Source organism: Bacteroides pyogenes DSM 20611 = JCM 6294 (genome assembly GCF_000428105.1).
GTDB classification, from domain to species: domain Bacteria; phylum Bacteroidota; class Bacteroidia; order Bacteroidales; family Bacteroidaceae; genus Bacteroides; species Bacteroides pyogenes.
In genome coordinates this window covers 19174-40348 of sequence record NZ_ATZH01000035.1, presented here as the reverse complement: position 1 = coordinate 40348, position 21175 = coordinate 19174, and the positions used below count along the sequence as shown (strand labels likewise).

The following is a 21175-nucleotide window of genomic DNA, read 5'->3' as shown; positions in this document are numbered from 1 at the left end:
CAATCATGGAAAAAGACGCAAAAATATATGTAGCGGGACATCTGGGACTTGTAGGTTCCGCTATTTGGAAAAACCTTCATGAAAAAGGATATACCAATTTAATAGGACGCAACCATAGAGAGTTGGATTTACTGGATGCAGTAGCTGTACGTCGTTTTTTCGATAAAGAACGCCCGGAATACGTTTTCCTTGCGGCAGCTTTTGTAGGGGGAATTATGGCAAACAGTACCTATCGGGCCGATTTTATCTTCAAAAATCTACAAATTCAGCAGAACGTTATAGGCGAAAGTTTCCGACATCATGTAAAAAAATTACTCTTCTTGGGAAGTACCTGTATTTACCCACGCGATGCCGAGCAACCCATGAAAGAAAATGCGCTTCTCACTTCTTCACTGGAATATACAAACGAGCCATACGCAATTGCTAAAATAGCAGGACTTAAAATGTGCGAGAGCTTTAACCTGCAATATGGCACAAACTACATCGCTGTAATGCCGACCAATCTATATGGTCCCAATGATAATTTCGACCTTGAGCGCAGCCATGTGCTTCCCGCCATGATTCGAAAAATACATTTGGCGCACTGCCTGAAAGAAGGGAATTGGGAAGCTATACGCAAAGATTTAAGCAAACGACCGATAGAAGGGGTCGATGGAGAAAGTTCTCAGGAGAAAATATATGCTGTTTTAAACAAATACGGCATTAGTAAAACTGAAGTAACTTTATGGGGTACGGGTACTCCCCTTCGGGAGTTTCTATGGAGTGAGGAAATGGCGGACGCCAGCGTGTTCGTAATGGAGCATGTCGATTTTAAAGATACGTACAACGAAAATGAAAAAGAAATTCGAAACTGTCATATCAACATCGGAACCGGAAAAGAAATCAGCATACGGGAATTAGCGGAACAAATTGCTACAACTGTGGGATATAAAGGGTTAATAACCTTCGATAGGAGCAAACCCGACGGAACGATGCGCAAACTTACCGACCCGTCTAAACTTCATGCATTAGGTTGGCATCATCAAATCGAAATAGAAGAAGGTGTCCGGAAAATATACGAATGGTATTTGCAGTAACAACTTACGAAAGAATATTCGGAATCAAATTCATTTTAATTCTATATTTTTTCATTATTAATTTAATAATACTATCTTTGCACAGTTTAAAACAGAATGTGCAAAACAATGGAACAAAGTTTTATAGCTTACGTAGAAAACAGTATTAAGAACCATTGGGATTTAGATGCCTTGACAGACTATAAAGGCGCCACCCTACAGTATAAAGATGTAGCCCGCAAAATTGAAAAACTCCACATTATATTTGAAGAAAGCGGTATCCGCAAGGGAGATAAAATAGCCGTTTGCGGACGAAACAGTTCCCATTGGGGAGTAACCTTTCTGGCAACACTGACATACGGTGCGGTTATTGTTCCCATTCTCCACGAATTCAAAGCCGATAATGTACATAATATAGTCAATCACTCCGAAGCCAAATTGCTATTTGTAGGAGATATGATTTGGGAAAACCTCAACGAGTCCGCTATGCCTTTGCTTGAAGGAATTCTGTTGATGACAGATTTCAGCGTATTGGTTTCCCGTACCGAACGTCTCACGCATGCGCGTGAACATCTGAATGAAATGTTCGGAAAAAAATATCCGAAAAATTTCCGCAAAGAACATATTGATTACCATAAAGATCAGCCTGAGGAGCTTGCAGTAATCAACTATACCTCAGGTACTACAAGTTACTCCAAAGGAGTCATGCTTCCTTATCGAAGCCTATGGTCGAACACTAAATTTGCTTTTGAGGTGCTTTCGTTAGAAGCAGGAGACAAAATCGTATCCATGCTGCCAATGGCTCATATGTACGGTTTGGCTTTTGAATTCCTATATGAGTTTTCCGCCGGATGCCAGATTTACTTCTTGACACGCATGCCCAGCCCAAAAATTATTTTCCAGGCTTTTGCGGAAATCAAGCCGAAACTCATTGTAGCCGTGCCGTTGATTATCGAGAAAATTATCAAGAAAAACGTACTGCCTAAATTAGAGACTCCTACGATGAAATTGCTCTTGAAAGTTCCTTTCATTAACGACAAGATAAAAGCAACCGTACGTAACGAGATGATCAAGGGTTTCGGCGGAAATTTCGTACAAGTAATTGTAGGCGGAGCTGCTTTCAACCAAGAAGTGGAGCAATTGCTGAAGATGATCGACTTTCCTTATACGGTAGGATACGGAATGACAGAGTGCGGTCCGATTATTTGCTATGAAGATTGGACAAGATTCAAACGAGGTTCTTGCGGAAAATCGGCTCCTCGTATGGAAGTAAAGGTACTTTCGCCCGATCCTGAAAATATTGTGGGAGAAATCATTTGCAAGGGTCCGAACATGATGGTAGGGTATTACAAAAACGAAGAAGCCACCCAGCAAGTAATTGACAAAGACGGTTGGCTTCATACCGGCGATTTGGGATTGATTGATGCCGAAGGAAACGTCACAATCAAAGGTCGGAGTAAAAACATGCTGCTTAGTGCCAGCGGACAAAATATTTATCCGGAAGAGATAGAAGATAAATTGAACAACTTACCATACGTAGCTGAAAGCATCATCGTACAGCAGAACGAAAAATTGGTAGGACTTGTTTATCCCGACTTCGATGAAGCCTTTGCACACGGTCTGCGAAACAGCGATATCGAACGGGTAATGGAAGAAAACCGTTTGGCGCTGAACGAAATATTACCGGCATACAGTCAGATATCTAAAATGAAGATATATCCCGAAGAGTTTGAAAAGACCCCGAAAAAGAGTATTAAGCGGTATCTATACCAAGAAGCAAAAGGATAAATTTTATGCTTGGGAAATACCGTTAAATGTATTAAATATAACTAAGATGAAGGTAAGTAAAACAATATGTACGGCAGCTATTCTAATGGCTGCCGCTTGTTTATCGGCTCAGAATAAAAGCGCCGGAATCAATCTTTCTCTGTGGAAAGACATCAGTACTCAGCCTGTGGACAGTACGCAAACCAGCTATCTGAACCTCGGTGTTCTTACAAATATGAACCGGCTTAAAGGGATGGGAATAAACATTTTGGGAAGCGTTGTTCAGACAGATGTCAGAGGTGTACAGCTTTCGGGCATAGCAAATATAATAGCCAATGATATGAAAGGTATTCAGTTTTCCGGAATCACCAATATCAACGGAAGAAAAATGACCGGAGTTTCCGCAAGCGGTCTGGTAAATATTACCGGGCAGGACGTTACAGGAGTTGTTTTATCAGGACTTATCAATATCGGGGGAGATCGTGTTGCGGGATTGGCAATCAGTGGGGGAATAAATGTGAGCGGAGAAAGAACTTCCGGCATTCAACTTTCGGGATTGGCAAACATTACAGGTGAAAATATGAACGGTTTAATGGCATCCGGCTTTCTAAATGTAAACGGCAAAAGCGTCAACGGGGCGCAAATAGGCGGCATAGGAAATATAGCAGGCAATGCAATGAACGGAGTACAAATCGGGTTATGCAATTATGCTACTAAAGTACATGGTCTGCAAATCGGCATTTTAAACTACTACAAAGAGGAGATGAAAGGTTTTCAAATAGGTTTGGTAAATGCAAATCCCGATACCAAAATCCAAATGATGCTCTATGGAGGAAACACTACGATTGCCAATATAGGAGTCCGTTTCAAGAATCAACTATTCTATACGATTATCGGATTGGGAACCCAACGCAGACATCTGAACGATAAGTTTTCGGCTACCGCTTCCTATCGGGCGGGATTGGCTCTTCCACTCTATAAAAAACTTTCCGTCAGCAGTGACTTAGGTTATGAGCACATCGAAGCTTTCGACAACAAAGACGAACTGATACCCCGACGTCTGTATGCTTTGCAGGCACGCGTCAATCTGGAGTATCAGCTCACGGAAAAATTCGGATTATTCGGCACCGGTGGGTATGGTCTTACACGCTACTATAATCGTTCCGGCAATTATGACAAAAGACCGATTATAGAAGGAGGACTTATATTTTCTCTTTAATCAATCCTGTACGGTAAGCAACGAGCAACTTTTTCAAATCCTGGATTTGCATTATCAGCTCTTTCCCCTTATCAGTATCTTTCACCATCATGCGCTGAGAGTTTAGCTCAAGCACGAAGCTGATAGACTTAATGTCGAGGCCTTCCTCTATAGCCTTCTGTCTTGATTGGAATGGCTCGTGCTGCACTAGTTGCAAACCGTGAGAATGATATACAAGCGTATAGCCGGCGATTCCTGTTTCCGGCTGATAGGCTCTCGAGAATCCCCCATCGATTACAAAAAGCTTACCATTGGCTTTTATCGGTTGTTCACCTTTGATAGTCTTTACAGGCACGTGTCCATTGATGATATGAGAATGAGGTCCCGAAGCGCCGAACTCTTCTAAGATCTTATTACAAATTTCTTCCTGATTGCGTAATGTGTAATAATGTCCTTTCTTTTCCTTATGCAACTCTTTATCGGCAATAAAATAGCGTTCAAAAGTCGCCATTTTATTTTTATCGAACAACGGAGCGTCAGGACCACACCACATATACCAGATAAAGTCCATGGCATAAGCTTTGTCCTCTTCACTCTCTTCATCAAAATAAGCGATGCGAATCAGTTGGTCTGATTTTTCCAACAATTTACGCCCCCAATATTTTTTACCGCGTATTTTTACATGCCTGAAACTTCCGTCTTCGTTCATGGGGACAGAGGCATGATAAAGCAAATTCGAATTGCACAACAGATACATTCCTCCGTAAGTGAACAAACAGCGCATATGCTTTTTCAGCTTTTCGCTATTCATAAACGAAGAGTGAATTTTGTCCATTAATTCTTGTTCTTCTTCAGTCAGCCGATAGGGGTCGGCAGGGTCTATTGTCGGAAAATTTGTATCCTGCAACGGATATTCCTTTCCTTCGTACACGAGAACCCCTTTTTCAAAATCTATTTTGTGCAGCAATTTTCTATTTTCCATGCCGAACTCAGGACGACGATCGATAATAGCAGCCTCCAGTTTAAACTGGATAATGGCGATAGCTTTATGCATCTGAGTAATCAGGCGTACTGTCTTTTCATTGTAAGATGCATCGGCAAAACTCATTTTAGGAGTAAATACCGTACATGGATCATCGGCGTAAGTATCCATGGCGAATGTGGCCAACGGAAGCAAGTTGATACCATATCCGTCTTCAAGCGTAGACAAATTGCCGTAACGCATAGAAATACGAATTACATTCGCAATACAACTGTCATTCCCCGATGCGGCTCCCATCCAAAGAATATCATGATTTCCCCATTGAATGTCGAAATTATGATAATTGCACAAAGTGTCCATAATAATGTGCGCCCCCGGGCCACGGTCATAAATGTCTCCTACAATATGCAACGAATCAATCGTCAGCCGCTGAATCAAGTTGCACATCGCAATGATAAAATTATCCGCCCGCCTGGTTGAAATTATCGTCTTTATTATCACATCGATATATGCGTGCTTATTCGGCTCGACCGATGACTCGTGCAGCAACTCCTGAATAATGTAAGAGAATTCGGGGGGTAAAGACTTACGAACTTTAGAGCGGGTATATTTGGAAGATACGTTCTGACAAACTTTTACCAACTGGTTCAACGTGATCAAATACCAGTCGTCCAAATCCTTTTCTCCGGCTTTCACCAGTTGAATCTTCTCTTCCGGATAATAAATCAACGTGCAAAGCTCTTTCTTCTCGGCTTCTCTCAATGTATTGCCGAAAATCTCGTTGACTTTTCTTTTCACTGATCCGGAAGCGTTTTTCAGCACATGCTGAAAAGCTTCATATTCACCATGTATATCAGTCAGGAAGTGTTCAGTACCCTTTGGTAAATTTAAAATCGCTTCCAGATTGATAATTTCCGTACTTGCATCGGCTATTGTAGGAAAACTCCGGGACAATAGCTGCAAATAGCGAAGATCGCTTTCAATACTTTCAGATGTTATATTACTTTGGGCAGTCATAAGTTGTTAGGGTTTTATAGTATGTTAATTTATGATATAAGAATTGGCGTAAAAAGATGTTCAGGATTTGGTCGTTTATTACGCTTTATTAACACATCATAGAGGTCAACCCAATAGAAACATCAACAAGACTTGCGCAATAATTACCCGCAAGAACATACACAATGGATATACAGTAGCATAAGCTACAGAAGGATTATCGCCCGGGATGGTATCATTGGCATAATTCAACGCCATCGGATTGGCCATACTGCCACACAGCATCCCGGATACGCTGCCGAAATCGATTTTCATGAATTTGAAAGCGACAAAACCTACCAATAAAACCGGAATAATAGTCAACCCGGCGCCTAATCCAATCCACAAGAGACCTTCAGGACGGATTACCGTTTCAAAAAAATGGGCGCCGGAATCCAAACCGAGGCAAGCCAAATACATCGAAAGTCCCAATGCGCGAAGCATTAAATTGGCACTTCGGGTAGTATACGTAATCATGTGCAAGCGAGGACCGAAAGTTCCCAACAAGATACCTACAATTATCGGACCGCCTGCCAGCCCCAATTTTACAGGCGTGCTGATGCCCGGAATAGAAAACGGGATAGCCCCCAAAGCCAACCCCAAGACAATACCGATAAATACCACTACAAGATTGGGTTCCTTTAAACTTTTGACGGCATTCCCCAACACTTTTTCCACATTTCGTATAGCTGCCGCCTCCCCCACTACGGTCAGCCGGTCGCCGAGTTGGAGCCGCAATTCCGGTGTAGCCAACAATTGTACGCCCGAACGATACACCCGGCTGATATTAATGCCGTAATGGTTTCTCAGGCGAAGCGAACCCAGTTTTTTCCCGTTAAGTTCGGTGCGAGTCACCAAAATACGTTCGGAAATCAATTCACTGTCAATGGCATTCCAGTCGATATCTTCTTTATTCCAATCGGTGCTTTCCTGTTCACCGAAAAGCACGGTCAACGCCATCACGTCTCTCTCTGATGTAATGACGAGCAAGCGGTCTCCTTCTTTCAATATTTTTTCCGATGTAGGGATACTCACATGTCCGTCTCTCCACAAACGGGAAATCACGAACTTAGGATAGCTCATGCTTGCAATATCTTTAATACTTTTATTAAAAACGGCAGGGTTATGAATTTGGAAAGCGGCAACATATACTTTATTCGTATCATCTTTTTCCCTTATTTCCAAGTCTTCGGGACGCGTGAGTAATTTACGGAGAAAAAGAATGGCTAAAATTACGCCTACCACACCCATCGGATATGCCACCGCACATCCTAAAGCAGGCGAATTGCTCGGCATTCCCATTTGTACCAATGTTTGTTGAGCAGCTCCCAAAGCAGGCGTGTTAGTCGTCGCTCCGCAGAGTATCCCCACCATGTCGGGCAGAGAAACTCCCGTAGTATAAGCGGCTATAACCGTCATTAAAGTACCCAAAAGAACAACCCCCAGAGCAAGCATATTCAATGTCATTCCGCCTTTCCTGAAAGAGCTGAAGAAACCGGGACCGACTTGCAAACCAAGGGAATAAACAAAAATAACCAACCCGAAGCTTTCCGCATAATTCAACATCTGCGGATCGACGGAAAGTCCGAAATGGCCTGCCAGAATTCCTGCAAAAAAAAACAAAAGTGACTCCCAGGGAAATCCCCCAGAAATGCACTTTCCCCAAGCCCAACCCAATGGCTGATATTAATGAGATAACTACAACAGCCTGTAAAGCAGAATGTTCGATAAATAAGCTATATAACCATTCCATGTACAATTTGTAATAAATGTAGAGTGCAAAGATAGAAACTATTTAGCCGCGTTCAAAGCTTTTCGTTTCCATTTTGCACCCTCCGCCTAAGGTCTCAGGTTATCTTCTTGAAACAACGAATGTTATCATTTTCCTCTATACTCTACATAATTATCCCGCCCGTCCAAATATCCGGTCAATCGGTTGCCACCGATGTAAACGCCATCAAGGAAAGAAACATCTTTCGGACCGTAAACCATTCGAAGGGAGGTCTGCGCATAGTTATCCCAATTCCAACGGAAATGATTCTCCAATACTTTCACATATCCATCGGGATATTCCACACGAATAAAGTCGACTCCTGTGCGGTTCATATAAAAATCCAACTCTTGCCGGCAGTGATTCCCTTCAGCATCGATATAAAAACTCACCCACGTCCGGCTGCACAATTCGGAAGAACGATTGTAATAACCTCCACCTATATTATCGTCATCGTAAAAAGTGGCGACTTCGACATCGCAGGATGTCAGCCCTATCACCAACATAGCCATTAAGGCTATTCCCCAGTATTTAAAATTCTTCGTTCTCATACTCCTTTATTTTTATGGTTGTTATGTCATTATTCTTTTTTGGATACGACAAAGGTAAAAGATGAATTTTCCCCTTGAAACTGAAAATCCCTATCGGACGGGAGGAATTTGCCTAAATAATAAATACCTGTTTTTAACATTTGAGACTTAGCCGTTTATCTTGTTATTGACGAAATAAGATAAAAAATCATGCTAAAAGATTTGCGTAGTCCAAAAGATACTTCTATATTTGCACCGCATTTGAGAGAAAATGCAAGTTCAAAGGAAGTTTGGGTGAGTGGCTGAAACCACCAGTTTGCTAAACTGACGTACGGGTAACCGTACCGGGGGTTCGAATCCCCCAGCTTCCGCAAAACATAAAGAAAACAAACAAAGAAAATCCCGCCGGTATAATTACTTGGCGGTTTTTTTATTTATGAACCGAACAAGCTGTGCGAGGATTGAAAAAAACACGGCGGGCTTTGAAAAAAAGGCGGCGGGCTTTGAAATCAAACACGGCGGGCTTTTTTAAAAAGGCGGCGGGCTTTTAAAAAGCAAGAATCGCGTTTGGTTTTCTTTTAATCATATATCCCGCTTTTCATAGCCTGGCGGTACATAAGAAAAATGAGAATCCGATTTGCTGAAGTAGAAAAAACAACATTCGTGTGGTAAAAAAACAGGTCTGAAGACTTGCATATATCAAAAGTATGGTCTACATTTGCATCCGTTATCGAAAAAAGCGATTGTCACGTTTCCTAAAAGGCAACAAAGCTTACAGAAATGATACAATACGGTTTATCCGGTGGGTTCGTCTAACGGTTAGGACACATGCCTCTCACGCATGCAATACGGGTTCGATTCCCGTACCCACTACAATCTTTTAAATAGCTATTTACCTTTTTCGTAAATAGCTTTTTTTTATTCCATAATACTATAAACCCATGTTACAAAAACTTTTTAAGCTAAAAGAACACAAAACGAACGTACGCACGGAAATTGTCGCAGGCATTATTACGTTTCTGACAATGTCGTACATTCTGGTAGTAAACCCAAACATCTTGAGTCAGGCAGGTATGGACCGCGCAGCGCTGTTCACCGCAACAGCTATCGCCAGCGTGGCAGGAACTTTGTTCATGGCGCTGATTCCCAATCTTCCCATCGCGCAGGCACCGGGAATGGGTTTAAACAGTTTTTTCGCTTTTTCGGTTGTCCTCGGGTTGGGATATTCTTGGCAGATGGCTTTAACGGCGGTGTTCATCGAGGGTATCATCTTTCTCGTCCTGACCGCCTGCAACATCCGGGAAATGATTGTCAACACCATTCCCAAGTCGATAAAGGATGCCATTCCCGTTGGAATCGGACTTTTCATCGCGCTGATCGGTATGCAAAACGCCGGGCTGATTGTGAAGAATCCCAACACGATGGTTTCTATGGGTAGCATGTCCGATCCGCACATTTGGGTGGCTCTATTGGGGCTGGCGGTCACTGCCGTGCTTTTCATTAAGAATGTGCACGGTTCTTTCCTCATCGGCATCATCGCATCGACCATATTCGCCGTATTCCTCGGCCTTGTGAAGTTGCCCGAAGAGGGGATTTTTTCGTTGCCCCCCGACATATCTCCGGTGTTCATGAGTTTTGAATGGAAACACCTTTTCTCACTCGACATGCTGATTGTGGTGTTCACATTCCTCTTTGTGAATCTGTTCGACACCATCGGAACCTTGCTGGGAGTTGCGTCGAAAGCCAACTTATTGGATGAAGAAGGCAATTTCCCTCAGATTAAAAAAGCCTTGTTTGCCGATGCTTTGGGAACTACCGTAGGCGCCATTCTCGGTACAAGTACGGTTACTTCGTTTGTGGAAAGCACTTCGGGAGTCGCTTCGGGCGGACGTACCGGACTCACTTCGCTGTCTACCGCCATGATGTTCGCCTTGTCGCTGCTGCTTGCCCCGCTGTTTCTGATGGTTCCGGCAGCAGCCACCGCTCCGGCACTGATTATTGTCGGACTGTTCATGATAAGCTCTGTTTTGAAAATTAACTTCAACGATTTGTCGGAATCATTCCCCGCTTTCCTCACCATCGTCATGATGCCTTTTTCGTTCAGCATCGCCAACGGAATCGTTTTCGGAATGCTGTCATTCGTCATCCTCAAAGCTTTGAGCAGCAGAGTGAGACAAATATCACTCACGATGTGGGTTATTTTCACCCTCTTTATAGTCAAACTTACTTTAGAAGGAATGAACATCCTCTAAGGCAACCGCCGAATATAACGGAATAAAAAAAGTCCGACAAAACAATCGGACGCTCACATTATTAAACGCGCATTCATCCAGAAACATGTAACGGAGCTTTATTCTTTACGTGAATCTGAATGGATACGCGTTTTTAAAATATGCTTATCTACACTCTAAGCTTTCCTTTTCTCTCTTCTTTTCAAAACCGGCTTGATTTATGTCAATCGTTTTAGTAATTTTGCGCACAATATGACTGAATAATCAAATGGATACATTATTAAGAGATACGGTAAACGCCGTTGTAAACTCCCGGTTTCCGGAAATGAGCGCGGAAGGGCGGCGGTTGATAGAAAGCATCCTGATACGCAAAGACCTCCCTAAAGGTATAATCGCCCTCAACGAAGGGGAAATAGCCCGTGAAATTATCTTCGTGGGCAAAGGCATGCTCCGACAATATTATTATAAAAACGGGAAAGACGTCACCGAACATTTCTCGTACGAAGGGTGCATATTGATGTGCATTGAAAGTTTCTTGAAACAAGAACCCACCCGCCTTATGGTAGAGACTTTGGAGGCGGCCGTAATTTATCAGTTCCCTTACGCGACGCTTCAGAAGCTGACAAAAGAGAATCCGGAAGTAGACATGTTCTACCGTAAAATACTGGAGCACTCGTTAATCACCTCGCAAATCAAAGCCGATTCATGGCGATTCGAATCCGCGCGCGAGCGATACCATCTTTTATTCGAAAGACATCCGGAGATTATCAAACGCGCGCCGTTGGCAAACATCGCTTCGTACTTATTGATGACACCCGAAACACTGAGCCGGGTACGTTCGGGTGTTTTATAAACACATCGCAGCATGAGCGGAATTCATTTCCGCTATCTGCTTTTACGGTATTCTTTCGGAGACATGCCGGTGTAATGCTTAAAATATTTTCCAAAGAAAGATTGATTGGCAAAATTAAGCTGATCGGCAATTTCCTGAATGTTCAAGTTAGAAGAGTTCAGAAGCGCTTTCGCTTCGAGGATGACAAATTCATCGATCCACTCTCCCACCGTTTTCCCGCTCACACTCTTTACTACGCCCGATAAGTGTTTCGGAGTCAGACACAACTGATCGGCATAAAACTTCACACTGCGCTCCGATTGATAGAAATGAACCAGCGACTCATAAAACCGCTCGAATATATATTCTTTACGGCTTTTGTTTTTAGGCGAACGAGAAACAACCGGAGTATGATCGTGAAAAATACTGTACAGCTCAAAGAAGAAACTTTGCATCAATCCGAATGCCAAATCCCTCCGATAAGCATTCTGCTTGTCTTTCAAACGTTTTCTGATGAAAGCGTAATATTCTTTCACAAGCATTTGTTCTTCGATAGTAAGATCAAGACACGGATAATCTTTCAGATACAGAAAAAGCGACAGCATATTCCTGATTTGCGGCAACAACTCCAGCATATTCATTGAAACAGCAAGGAAGATACCTCGAAATCCATCGCTCTCTCTCCGATATTCCATTATCTGATTCGGTAAAATCACCACCATACGTCCCGGAACCAATTCATACTCGCGAAGATTAAGATTAAGTATAGTACGTCCTTCCAGGCAAAGTCCGATACTCAGAACCTCCAATTTACTCGGTCCGTCGAATAAAGAAAGTATACTCTCCGTATCGAATAGAGCCATATCGTTGTCCACAAACTCAATATTCGCCGGGTCTACACGCTTGGAATGAAAAACAGAAGAAATCCCTATCTTCGGAACACTTTGAACATTCATAAACTCTTATTTTTTAGGTCAAAGATACCAATAATAAAATCATTCGCCTACCCATACAAGAGATTATCAGTTAGAAAGAACAATTATACCTACTTATCGACCATCATCGTACAAATATTCCCGATCGCGGTTAGCGGCAGGAAGTGTCCACTCTTCGGGAATAAACGTCCAATGATTCAAAGGCTTCGGATCAACGATTCCTGCTTTCTCGATGTATTTCATCAGGTAAAACCTCAAGTCTTTGTCGGTAGAAAAGAGCCTGCGTTCGTCAAGTTTTTCCTTCGGTATGCCCGCTCCTTTGGTCAATAATTCGCCTCCGCCGTTTCCCCGATACGAGTTTAATGCCACTTTATAATGTTTGGTGAAAGAAAACGGGGTTCCGTCCGCCATACCGACAATATGTATTTTCTTTCCTTTAGGCTGTCTGACGTCGACCGTATAAATGATACCCGCCGCCGAATCGAAGTTATAACTGTAGTTCTGCAATGCCGACCGCTTTGCAGAGTCGTTGCCACGCGGCTCTTTAAACCACAACAGATGGTCGTCGGGCGAGTTCATCCGGTTGGTCCACAAGTAGTACGACTCCTCCAGATAATCCTTGATTTCCTGCCCCGACAGTCGCATCACGTAAAGCAGATTCTCGTACTTATACAAGTTGAACATGTCGCTGACGTATAAATCTCCCTTTTTTATTTCGGCGTTCGGCGAGAGCGGAGCCGCGAACGAAATATCCGCTCCGCTGATGGCAAGCTGCAAGGAATGGATAAAGTCTACAAAGCTCGAAGGACCGAAAAAGGCAGAACGCGCGGATATCGTTCTCTCGGCTTTTCCTATTTTCTTCGAAACGAACTTGCCGACGGCTTGGTATTGCCCGTCGAAATACCGCATAAAATCCTCGTCCGCCTCGTAGTTCCTCATATCCGCAAGGCTTCCCTCTATTTTCTTGGTCTTCACTTTGCCGTTTTCCAACGTCAAAGCGATGCTTACGGCAGACACAACCAGAGCATTGTTGGCAGGATTCATCACCAACACCGAATCGCCGTCCACATTTACAACCTTTCTGCACTCCCGCATGTGGTCGTGCCCCATCAGCACAACATCGAATCCGGGCACGTTCCTCGCCACTTGCAACGAAGCGTTCTCATTGCATTCTCCCGGCATCGGAGGTTCTTCCCGCTGTCCCGCATGAAACAGGCCGATCACCACATCCGGTTTTTCCTTCTCCCGGATTACGTTCATCCGGCGGCGCGCGGTTTCTTCCATATCGTCAAAGCGCAGTCCTTTCCATAAGTTTTCGGGGAGCCACACCGGCACGGCGGGAGTAATCATGCCCAGAAGAGCGACTTTCACTCCTTCGCGTTCGAAAACTTTATACGGAGGAAGATACGGTTCGTCGGTAGACAAATCGACTATGTTGGCTCCCAATATGGGGAACCGACAGCTCTCCACCCAACGGTCGAACACGGCATGCCCGGTTTCCACATCATGGTTTCCCATATTGCCGGCGTCATACCCCATATAGTTCATTATTTCGGCACAGAGATGCGGCGAAACCGTATCGATGAAATTATAGTAGTATGCCGTAGGCTGCCCCTGCAGAATATCTCCGTTGTCGAACAGCAACAAATTGTCTTTATAGCACTCCCGCTCCTGCTTCACGAAAGAATGCACGCGGGCAAGGCTGCCCTCCCACCCCGTGCGGGTGATAAAATCATAAGGATAATAATTGCCGTGGACATCACTCGTCTGCACTATTTTCAGATTCACGGTCTTTTCTTGCGCCGCCGCCGTAAACACAAGAGAAAGCAGCCAGAGATAAACAAACGCTATTCGATTCATCGTATCATCAATTTCAATTCAGAGATTCATCAATATTAAAAACCTAACGCAAATATAACCAAACTTACCGTTCGTAAAAGATTTATGCGTACTTTTGTGATTCATTTACATAGAAAAAGCGTTATGGAATTATTTCATCAAAAGATATCCGAAGCATTGAACATAGCGGAGAAGCAGGTCGGAAACACCCTTCGCCTGCTGGAAGAAGGCGCTACCGTTCCTTTCATCAGCCGTTACCGGAAAGAAGCGACGGGCGGTCTGGACGAAGTGCAGATAGAGCACATCAAAGAACAATACGATAAGCTATGCGAAATAGCCAAACGTAAAGAAACCGTGTTGAGCACCATCGACCAACAAGGCAAACTGACTGCGGAACTCGAGAAACGAATCCGCGACACATGGAGCCCGACGGAGTTGGAAGACATTTATCTGCCTTTCAAGCCGAAGCGGAAAACCCGTGCGGAGATTGCCCGGCAGAAGGGTTTGGAACCGCTCGCTACCCTATTGATGCTGCAAAGAGAGGGCAATCTCTCGGCAAAAATATCGGCTTTCGTGAAAGGAGAGGTGAAAGATGCCGAAGACGCGTTGAAAGGCGCGCGCGATATCATCGCCGAACGGGTGAACGAAGACGAACGGGCGCGCAACGCCGTACGTCATCAATTCGGCAGGCAAGCCGCGATTACCGCCAAGGTGGTGAAGGGAAAAGAGGAAGAAGCAGTCAAATACCGGGATTACTTCGACTTCTCCGAACCCTTGAAACGTTGTTCTTCGCACCGCTTGCTGGCCGTTCGCCGGGCGGAATCGGAAGGTCTGCTCAGAGTCTCCATAAATCCTGATGACGATGCCTGCACCGAGCGTCTGGAGCGGCAGTTCGTTCGTGGCGACAACGAATGCAGCCGCCAGGTGAGCGAGGCGGTTGCCGATGCTTACAAACGATTGCTCAAGCCTTCCATCGAAACGGAATTTGCCGGACAGTCGAAAGAGAAAGCCGACGATGAAGCCATCCGCGTATTCGCGGAGAACTTGCGGCAGCTTCTTCTGGCGTCTCCGTTGGGACAGAAGCGCGTGTTAGCCATCGACCCCGGTTTCCGCACCGGCTGCAAGGCGGTTTGCCTGGATGAGCAAGGCAATCTTCTGCATAACGAAAACATCTACCCCCACCCTCCCGTAGGCAAAACAGGGGAAGCGGCGTCGAGGCTCCGCAAGATGGTGGAGGCTTACCGCATAGAGGCTATAGCCATAGGCAACAGAACAGCCGGACGCGAAACCGAAGACTTTATACGCCGGCAGACATTCGACCGCCAGATTCCGGTATTCGCAGTGAGCGAACAGGGAGCCTCCGTTTATTCGGCATCGAAAACGGCGCGCGACGAATTTCCCGACTACGATGTCACGGTGCGCGGCGCGGTTTCTATCGGACGCCGCCTGATGGATCCGCTTGCGGAACTGGTGAAGATCGATCCGAAGTCTATCGGTGTGGGACAATACCAGCACGACGTAGACCAAAATAAATTGAAAAAGGCGCTCGACCAAACGGTAGAAAGCTGTGTGAACTTGGTAGGAGTAAACCTGAATACGGCAAGCAGCCATTTGCTGACGTACATTTCGGGATTAGGGCCGCAACTGGCGCAGAACATTGTCGACTACCGCACCGAAAACGGAGCGTTCGATTCGCGCAAGGCATTGATGAAAGTGCCGCGTATGGGAGCCAAGAGTTTCGAACAATGCGCAGGCTTCCTTCGCATTCCGGGGGCGAAGAATCCGCTGGACAACACCGCCGTGCATCCCGAGAGCTATTGCATCGTGGAGCAGATGGCGGCCGACCTGAAATGTACGGTCGCCGAGTTGATCGCAGATAAAGAGCTTCGCCGGAAGATAAACATATCCGATTACATCACTCCTGCGGTCGGGCTGCCTACCTTGCAAGACATTATGCAGGAGCTCGACAAGCCGGGACGCGACCCGCGCAAGGCTATCAAAGTGTTCGAATTCGATAAGAATGTCCGCACGTTGAACGACCTTCGCGAAGGAATGATTCTTCCGGGCATCGTAGGCAACATTACGAACTTCGGCGCTTTCGTGGATATAGGAATCAAAGAAAACGGGCTGGTACACTTGTCTGAAATGGCGGAGCGTTTCGTTTCCGACCCCACTGAAGTGGTATCCATCCATCAGCACGTGATGGTGAAAGTGATAGGCATCGATGCCGAACGTAAGCGTATCCGGCTAAGCATGGCGGGTGTGCCGCAGGAGTAGCCGCTTTTCTCCCCAAAGAACGATGACGGCCGTGCCCAGAATCATGAGCACGGTGCAAATAAGCGATCCTTCGAAACCGAAGGATCCGCCGTTCCACACCGTTTCTTGAGGCAGATGCAGGTCAAGTATACCCTCCCTCTCATTGCCGCTCACCTGATAACCGAGCACAGGACCTTGCAGCCAATTCCAGAAAAGATGCAGAGAAATGGGAAACCAGAGGTTGCGGGTGTAAAGAAAAGAAGCTCCGAGCAGGGAACCCGCAAGCACGAGGTTGATCATCGGCAGCAGGCCAAAGTTAGGATTGAACATATGCAACAGGCTGAATAACAGCGAGGAGATAAAGAGGGCAAGAAACCTGTTTACGTTGTGCCTCAGCATCATCCCCAGCAGATAGCCGCGCGCCATGATCTCCTCCGCCAGCGCCACCAACAGATAGAAACCCCACGAAGCGATCAGGGACAAGAGGGAGAAATGCACCCCTGCCACTTCGACTTCACCGGTAACGAGGCAGAGACCGAAGCCTATGGCGTATATCGACAAAGCCATCAGCATGCCGTATCCGATGTCGGCGGCGCGTCCTTTGACCGAAAGTCCGAGTTCGGAAAATCCCCGTTGCTCCATCCTAAGCAATACGGCAACCGAAGTAAGCACCGCCAGCAGCAGGGCTATTTCCATTACGAACAATACCCAAAGGCTGTCGCTATTCTCCGGGTTTTCCTTCAGCAGAAGCAGGATTCCGCCGGCTATACCGCCGTAAAACAAAGAGCAGACGAATAGCAACACCATAAAAGCCGCCAAATAAATACATACGGCAAAGCTTCCGGATACGAGTTTCTTTCTTTCGGTCTCTTCCATATCAGAGTTAAGTTTATTAAATCGCAAAAATAGATATAAAACGCAAAAAACCGCTACTTCTTCCCTATTTTTCTTATATTTGCGTGTAAAAGAATCTTATTATCATGACTATTAAGCAATTATTGACGAGCCTGCTACTGGCAACCGGTGCGATAGGCATCTCCGCTCAAACGAGCAAGACCTTTTATGTGAGCAAACCCGGAACTTTGATTTCGATGATGACGGAGGCGGAAGCCAACAGCATCACGCATCTGACGCTCACCGGCAAACTGAATGCCGAAGACTTCAGGCATCTGCGCGATGAGTTCGCGCAACTGAAAGTTCTCGACATTTCCAATGCCGAAATCAAAATGTACGCCGGCAAATCGGGTACTTACCCCGACGGCAAGTTCTACATCTACATGCCCAACTTCATACCCGCCTACGCTTTCTCGGACGTGAAAGACGGGGCAACCAAAGGAAAGGAGACGCTGGAAAAGGTGATACTGTCGGAGAAAATCCGGAACATCGAAGACGCCGCTTTCAAAGGATGCACCCGCCTGAAGATCTGCCAGATACGTAAAAAGACACCTCCCAACCTGCTTCCTGAGGCATTGGCAGACAGTGTGACGGCCATCTTCGTACCGCTCGGCAGTAGCGACGCGTATCGCAACAAGAACCGGTGGGAATCTTTCGCCTTCATCGAAGGAGAACCTGTAGAGGCAACATTGCGGGTGGGAATGATGGGAACGCTGGAAGAATCGATCTTAAAAGCAGGGTTGCAGCCGAAAGCTATTAATTTCCTGACGGTGGAAGGCAAGCTCGACAATGCCGACTTCAAACTGATTCGCGACTATATGCCCAATCTGGTTGCCATCGACATGGAACGTACAAATGCGACGGCTATCCCCGACTTCACGTTCGCGCAGAAAAAGTATCTGTTGAGGGTGAAACTTCCGAAACACCTCAAATCCATCGGTCAGCGCGTATTCAGCAATTGCGGGCGGCTTTGCGGAACATTGACGCTCCCGCCCGAAGTGACGGCCATCGAATACGGCGCTTTTATCGGATGCGACAACCTGCGCCATGTATTGGTGACGGGAAAGCAGATTACCACGCTGGGCGACAACTTGTTCGGAAGCGAAACGGGCAGCAAGTTGATTTACAAGAAATAGCATACGCACGCGTCCGATGCAGCAGAGCAATAAAAAGGGTTCCTTTGTTCAGCCGGAACAAAGGAACCCTTTTCGGTTAAACGGAATTTCCGGTTGTTTTCAGCAAGATTACCGTAAAGCTCCGTATAATCCGTTTTCGGTTCAATGAAAATTTTCAGAATATTTCGGCAAACGTTTAGCTTCAATCAAACAGAGCTTCTGTTTATTCCAAACAAAAGCTCCTTTTCAATCAAACAGAGCCTCTGTTCGCTCCAAACAAAGGCTCCGTTCCACCGACATCGTTATTCGCCGTACATACGTGCCCTCAACTCCTTGATGTGATCGGAAGCGATGTACTCGTCATATTCCATCATCTTGTCGATGATTCCGTTGGGCGTCAGCTCGATGATACGGTTTGCCACGGTCTGGATAAACTCATGGTCGTGAGACGAGAAAAGGATGTTTCCCTTATAAGTCTTCAGGTTATTGTTGAACGCCTGAATCGATTCCAAGTCCAGATGGTTGGTCGGAGTATCCAGAATCAGACAGTTGGCATTCCGCAATTGCATCCGGGCTATCATGCAGCGCATCTTTTCTCCTCCCGAAAGCACGCTTACTTTCTTCAGCACTTCCTCTCCCGAAAACAACATACGCCCCAAGAATCCTTTCATATATACCTCGTTGCCCTCGCCGTACTGGCTCAGCCAGTCGACCAGATTCAAGTCGGTATTGAAGAAATCCGTATTGTCGAGCGGCAGGTAAGCCGTGGTGATAGTCACCCCCCAATTGAAGTGTCCCGCGTCAGGCTTCAAATTGCCGTTGATGATTTCGAAAAATGCCGTCATGGCACGAGGGTTGCGCGAAAGGAAAACAATCTTGTCTCCCTTTTCCACATTGAAATTAACATCGTTGAAAAGAACAACCCCCTCTTCCGTCGTTTTGCTTAGTCCCGACACTTCCAGTATCTGATTCCCCGGTTCGCGTTCGGGGGTGAAAATAATTCCCGGATACTTTCTCGAAGAAGGCTTGATTTCTTCCACATTCAGCTTCTCGAGCATCTTCTTGCGGCTTGTAGTCTGCTTGCTCTTCGAAACATTGGCGCTGAAACGGCGGATAAACTCTTCCAACTCCTTTCTTTTCTCCTCAGCTTTCGCCTTCTGGTTCTGCTGCTGGCGGAGGGCCAACTGGCTCGATTCGTACCAGAAACTATAGTTGCCGGCAAACATATTAATCTTTCCGTAGTCGATATCCACGGTATGCGTACACACGGAATCGAGGAAGTGGCGGTCGTGACTCACCACCAATACGGTGTGTTCGAAATTCGAAAGATACTCTTCGAGCCAAGCCACCGTCTCCATATCCAGGTCGTTCGTCGGCTCGTCGAGCAACAGATTGTCCGGATTGCCGTACAAAGCCTGCGCCAGCATCACACGCACCTTCTCTTTTCCGCTAAGCTCGCCCATCAGCGTATAGTGCTTGTCTTCCTTCACTCCCAGCCCGCTCAGCAGCATCGCCGCGTCGCTCTCGGCATTCCATCCGTCCAACTCGGCGAATTTCTCTTCCAACTCGGAAACTTTCAGGCCGTCTTCGTCCGTAAAATCCTCCTTGGCATACAAAACTTCGCGCTGCTTCATGATGTCCCACAACACGGTATGGCCCATCATTACAGTGTCCATCACCGTGTAAGCATCCCACTTGAAGTGGTCCTGGCTCAGTACGGACAGACGTTCGCCCGGTCCTTGCGTAATTGTTCCGGTGGTGGGATCCAAATCACCGTATATAGTACGGAGGAAGGTTGATTTCCCTGCTCCGTTGGCACCGATGATGCCATAACAATTACCGGCGGTAAACTTCAGGTTTACATCATTGAACAATACTCTTTTACCAAACTGCACCGAAACGTTTGAAACTGTAATCATCTTATCTATTTACTATTTTACTATTGACTGTTTTCTGTTTGAGCCGGCAAAGGTAGTCATTTAAAATGAATAATGAGCCATAAGGTATGTGCCAATCTGACATAAAAGTATTACCTTTGCGGCGTTTTACGAGCAGGAAAGCCAAAATGGCAAAGTTTTTGCTGAGGAAAGCAGTAGCATGAATATAAAGAAAATTAAGATATGGATCCAAAAGAAAAAAAAGTGAGAGAAGAAGAGCTGAACGTTGAGGAAACTCACGACGCAGCCGCAGAAGAGACGCAAGACCAACAAACGGAAGAGCAAATCCCGTTGACCCGCGAAGAAGAGTTGGAAAAAGAATTGGAAGAGGCTCAGGCCACCATTGAAGAGCAAAAAGATAAGTTCTTGCGCTTGTCTGCCGAATTCGACAATTACCGCAAACGCACCCTCAAAGAAAAAGCCGAACTGATACTGAACGGCAGCGAAAAGAGTATCGGCAGTATTCTTCCGGTGATCGACGATTTTGAACGCGCCATCAAAACAATGGAAACCGCTACGGACGTAGCTGCCGTGAAAGAAGGAATAGAGCTGATCTACAACAAACTCATGACTACCCTCGGGCAGAACGGAGTAAAGGTAATAGATACGAAAGAGCAGCCGCTGGACACCGATTACCATGAGGCAATCGCCGTAATCCCCGCGCCTTCGGAAGAGTTGAAAGGGAAAATTCTGGATTGTGTACAAACCGGTTACACGTTGAACGACAAGGTTATCCGTCATTCGAAAGTAGTAGTCGGAGAGTAAATAAGTTGATTGGTATCGAACGATACGTTGAAT

The 21175-nt window shown here is 45.7% G+C and carries 14 protein-coding genes, 2 tRNA genes and 1 pseudogene; 10 read left to right on the top strand and 7 right to left on the bottom strand.

Annotation, left to right across the window (positions count from 1 at the left end; all coding sequences use genetic code 11):
• The first annotated feature begins 5 nt into the window (after positions 1-5).
• The 3 genes from C234_RS0109915 (at position 6) to C234_RS0109905 (ending at position 4041) form a co-directional block, all read left to right on the top strand.
• Entirely contained in the window at positions 6-1076 is a 1071-nt protein-coding gene (locus C234_RS0109915; protein WP_027325631.1) for a GDP-L-fucose synthase family protein, read from the top strand.
• Positions 1077-1184: 108 nt separating this feature from the next.
• On the top strand, positions 1185-2843 hold the full coding sequence (locus C234_RS0109910; RefSeq protein WP_027325630.1) for an AMP-binding protein: 1659 nt from the start codon (positions 1185-1187) through the stop codon (positions 2841-2843).
• A gap of 46 nt (positions 2844-2889) precedes the next feature.
• On the top strand, positions 2890-4041 hold the full coding sequence (locus tag C234_RS0109905; protein ID WP_027325629.1) for an LA_2272 family surface repeat-containing protein: 1152 nt from the start codon (positions 2890-2892) through the stop codon (positions 4039-4041).
• Here the strand turns inward: C234_RS0109905 and C234_RS0109900 are convergent.
• The 3 genes and pseudogenes from C234_RS0109900 to C234_RS0109890 form a co-directional block, all read right to left on the bottom strand.
• A complete protein-coding gene (locus C234_RS0109900) occupies positions 4025-6019 on the bottom strand; it encodes a fructose-bisphosphatase class III (protein WP_027325628.1) in 1995 nt (664 codons plus the stop codon). The two genes, C234_RS0109905 and C234_RS0109900, sit on opposite strands and share 17 nt — an antisense overlap.
• A 105-nt stretch (positions 6020-6124) precedes the next feature.
• Positions 6125-7790 (bottom strand): annotated as a pseudogene (locus C234_RS16310) (putative transporter).
• Positions 7791-7915: 125 nt separating this feature from the next.
• On the bottom strand, positions 7916-8359 hold the full coding sequence (locus C234_RS0109890; protein ID WP_027325627.1) for a hypothetical protein: 444 nt from the start codon (positions 8357-8359) through the stop codon (positions 7916-7918).
• A 263-nt stretch (positions 8360-8622) separates the two neighbouring features.
• On the opposite strand from C234_RS0109890, the gene C234_RS0109885 reads away from it, so the two are divergent.
• From C234_RS0109885 to C234_RS0109870, 4 genes are all read left to right on the top strand, one after another.
• Positions 8623-8709 (top strand) — tRNA-Ser (locus tag C234_RS0109885).
• Positions 8710-9139: 430 nt separating this feature from the next.
• A tRNA-Glu gene (locus C234_RS0109880) sits at positions 9140-9211 on the top strand.
• Between the two features lie 68 nt (positions 9212-9279).
• Positions 9280-10590, top strand: a complete 1311-nt coding sequence (locus tag C234_RS0109875) for an NCS2 family permease (RefSeq protein WP_027325626.1) — start codon at positions 9280-9282, stop codon at positions 10588-10590.
• 247 nt (positions 10591-10837) lie between these two features.
• Positions 10838-11422, top strand: coding sequence for a Crp/Fnr family transcriptional regulator (locus C234_RS0109870; RefSeq protein ID WP_027325625.1), 585 nt, complete (start codon positions 10838-10840; stop codon positions 11420-11422).
• 32 nt (positions 11423-11454) lie between these two features.
• On the opposite strand, the gene C234_RS0109865 is transcribed toward C234_RS0109870, so the two are convergent.
• A complete protein-coding gene (locus tag C234_RS0109865) occupies positions 11455-12357 on the bottom strand; it encodes a helix-turn-helix domain-containing protein (protein WP_027325624.1) in 903 nt (300 codons plus the stop codon).
• Between the two features lie 93 nt (positions 12358-12450).
• Positions 12451-14196 carry a bifunctional metallophosphatase/5'-nucleotidase gene (locus C234_RS0109860; protein ID WP_027325623.1) on the bottom strand — a complete coding sequence of 582 codons (1746 nt, stop codon included), beginning with the start codon at positions 14194-14196 and terminating at the stop codon, positions 12451-12453.
• A 123-nt stretch (positions 14197-14319) separates the two neighbouring features.
• On the opposite strand from C234_RS0109860, the gene C234_RS0109855 reads away from it, so the two are divergent.
• Positions 14320-16452 carry a Tex family protein gene (locus C234_RS0109855; protein WP_027325622.1) on the top strand — a complete coding sequence of 711 codons (2133 nt, stop codon included), beginning with the start codon at positions 14320-14322 and terminating at the stop codon, positions 16450-16452.
• On the opposite strand, the gene C234_RS0109850 is transcribed toward C234_RS0109855, so the two are convergent.
• Positions 16423-17307, bottom strand: a complete 885-nt coding sequence (locus tag C234_RS0109850) for a CPBP family intramembrane glutamic endopeptidase (RefSeq protein ID WP_021644697.1) — start codon at positions 17305-17307, stop codon at positions 16423-16425. The genes C234_RS0109855 and C234_RS0109850 overlap by 30 nt on opposite strands.
• Positions 17308-17411: 104 nt before the next feature.
• Here C234_RS0109850 and C234_RS0109845 point away from each other — a divergent pair, with 104 nt between their 5' ends.
• A complete protein-coding gene (locus tag C234_RS0109845; protein WP_021644696.1) occupies positions 17412-18461 on the top strand; it encodes a leucine-rich repeat protein in 1050 nt (349 codons plus the stop codon).
• Positions 18462-18742: 281 nt separating this feature from the next.
• On the opposite strand, the gene C234_RS0109835 is transcribed toward C234_RS0109845, so the two are convergent.
• Complete coding sequence (locus C234_RS0109835; RefSeq protein WP_027325620.1) at positions 18743-20359, bottom strand: ABC-F family ATP-binding cassette domain-containing protein; 1617 nt, start codon at positions 20357-20359, stop codon at positions 18743-18745.
• Between the two features lie 201 nt (positions 20360-20560).
• Between C234_RS0109835 and C234_RS0109830 the strand changes: the two genes are divergently transcribed.
• Entirely contained in the window at positions 20561-21142 is a 582-nt protein-coding gene (locus C234_RS0109830) for a nucleotide exchange factor GrpE (RefSeq protein ID WP_027325619.1), read from the top strand.
• Positions 21143-21175: the final 33 nt, after the last annotated feature.

Excerpts from the sequence above, each read along its gene's own strand:
- C234_RS0109915 (WP_027325631.1), top strand. The coding sequence starts at position 6 with ATGGAAAAAGACGCAAAAATATATGTAGCGGGACATCTGGGACTTGTA.
- C234_RS0109860 (WP_027325623.1), bottom strand. The coding sequence starts at position 14,196 with ATGAATCGAATAGCGTTTGTTTATCTCTGGCTGCTTTCTCTTGTGTTT.
- C234_RS0109865 (WP_027325624.1), bottom strand. The coding sequence starts at position 12,357 with ATGAATGTTCAAAGTGTTCCGAAGATAGGGATTTCTTCTGTTTTTCAT.
- C234_RS0109850 (WP_021644697.1), bottom strand. The coding sequence starts at position 17,307 with ATGGAAGAGACCGAAAGAAAGAAACTCGTATCCGGAAGCTTTGCCGTA.
- C234_RS0109900 (WP_027325628.1), bottom strand. The coding sequence starts at position 6,019 with ATGACTGCCCAAAGTAATATAACATCTGAAAGTATTGAAAGCGATCTT.
- C234_RS0109890 (WP_027325627.1), bottom strand. The coding sequence starts at position 8,359 with ATGAGAACGAAGAATTTTAAATACTGGGGAATAGCCTTAATGGCTATG.
- C234_RS0109870 (WP_027325625.1), top strand. The coding sequence starts at position 10,838 with ATGGATACATTATTAAGAGATACGGTAAACGCCGTTGTAAACTCCCGG.
- C234_RS0109830 (WP_027325619.1), top strand. The coding sequence starts at position 20,561 with ATGGATCCAAAAGAAAAAAAAGTGAGAGAAGAAGAGCTGAACGTTGAG.
- C234_RS0109905 (WP_027325629.1), top strand. The coding sequence starts at position 2,890 with ATGAAGGTAAGTAAAACAATATGTACGGCAGCTATTCTAATGGCTGCC.
- C234_RS0109910 (WP_027325630.1), top strand. The coding sequence starts at position 1,185 with ATGGAACAAAGTTTTATAGCTTACGTAGAAAACAGTATTAAGAACCAT.
- C234_RS0109855 (WP_027325622.1), top strand. The coding sequence starts at position 14,320 with ATGGAATTATTTCATCAAAAGATATCCGAAGCATTGAACATAGCGGAG.
- C234_RS0109845 (WP_021644696.1), top strand. The coding sequence starts at position 17,412 with ATGACTATTAAGCAATTATTGACGAGCCTGCTACTGGCAACCGGTGCG.
- C234_RS0109875 (WP_027325626.1), top strand. The coding sequence starts at position 9,280 with ATGTTACAAAAACTTTTTAAGCTAAAAGAACACAAAACGAACGTACGC.
- C234_RS0109835 (WP_027325620.1), bottom strand. The coding sequence starts at position 20,359 with ATGATTACAGTTTCAAACGTTTCGGTGCAGTTTGGTAAAAGAGTATTG.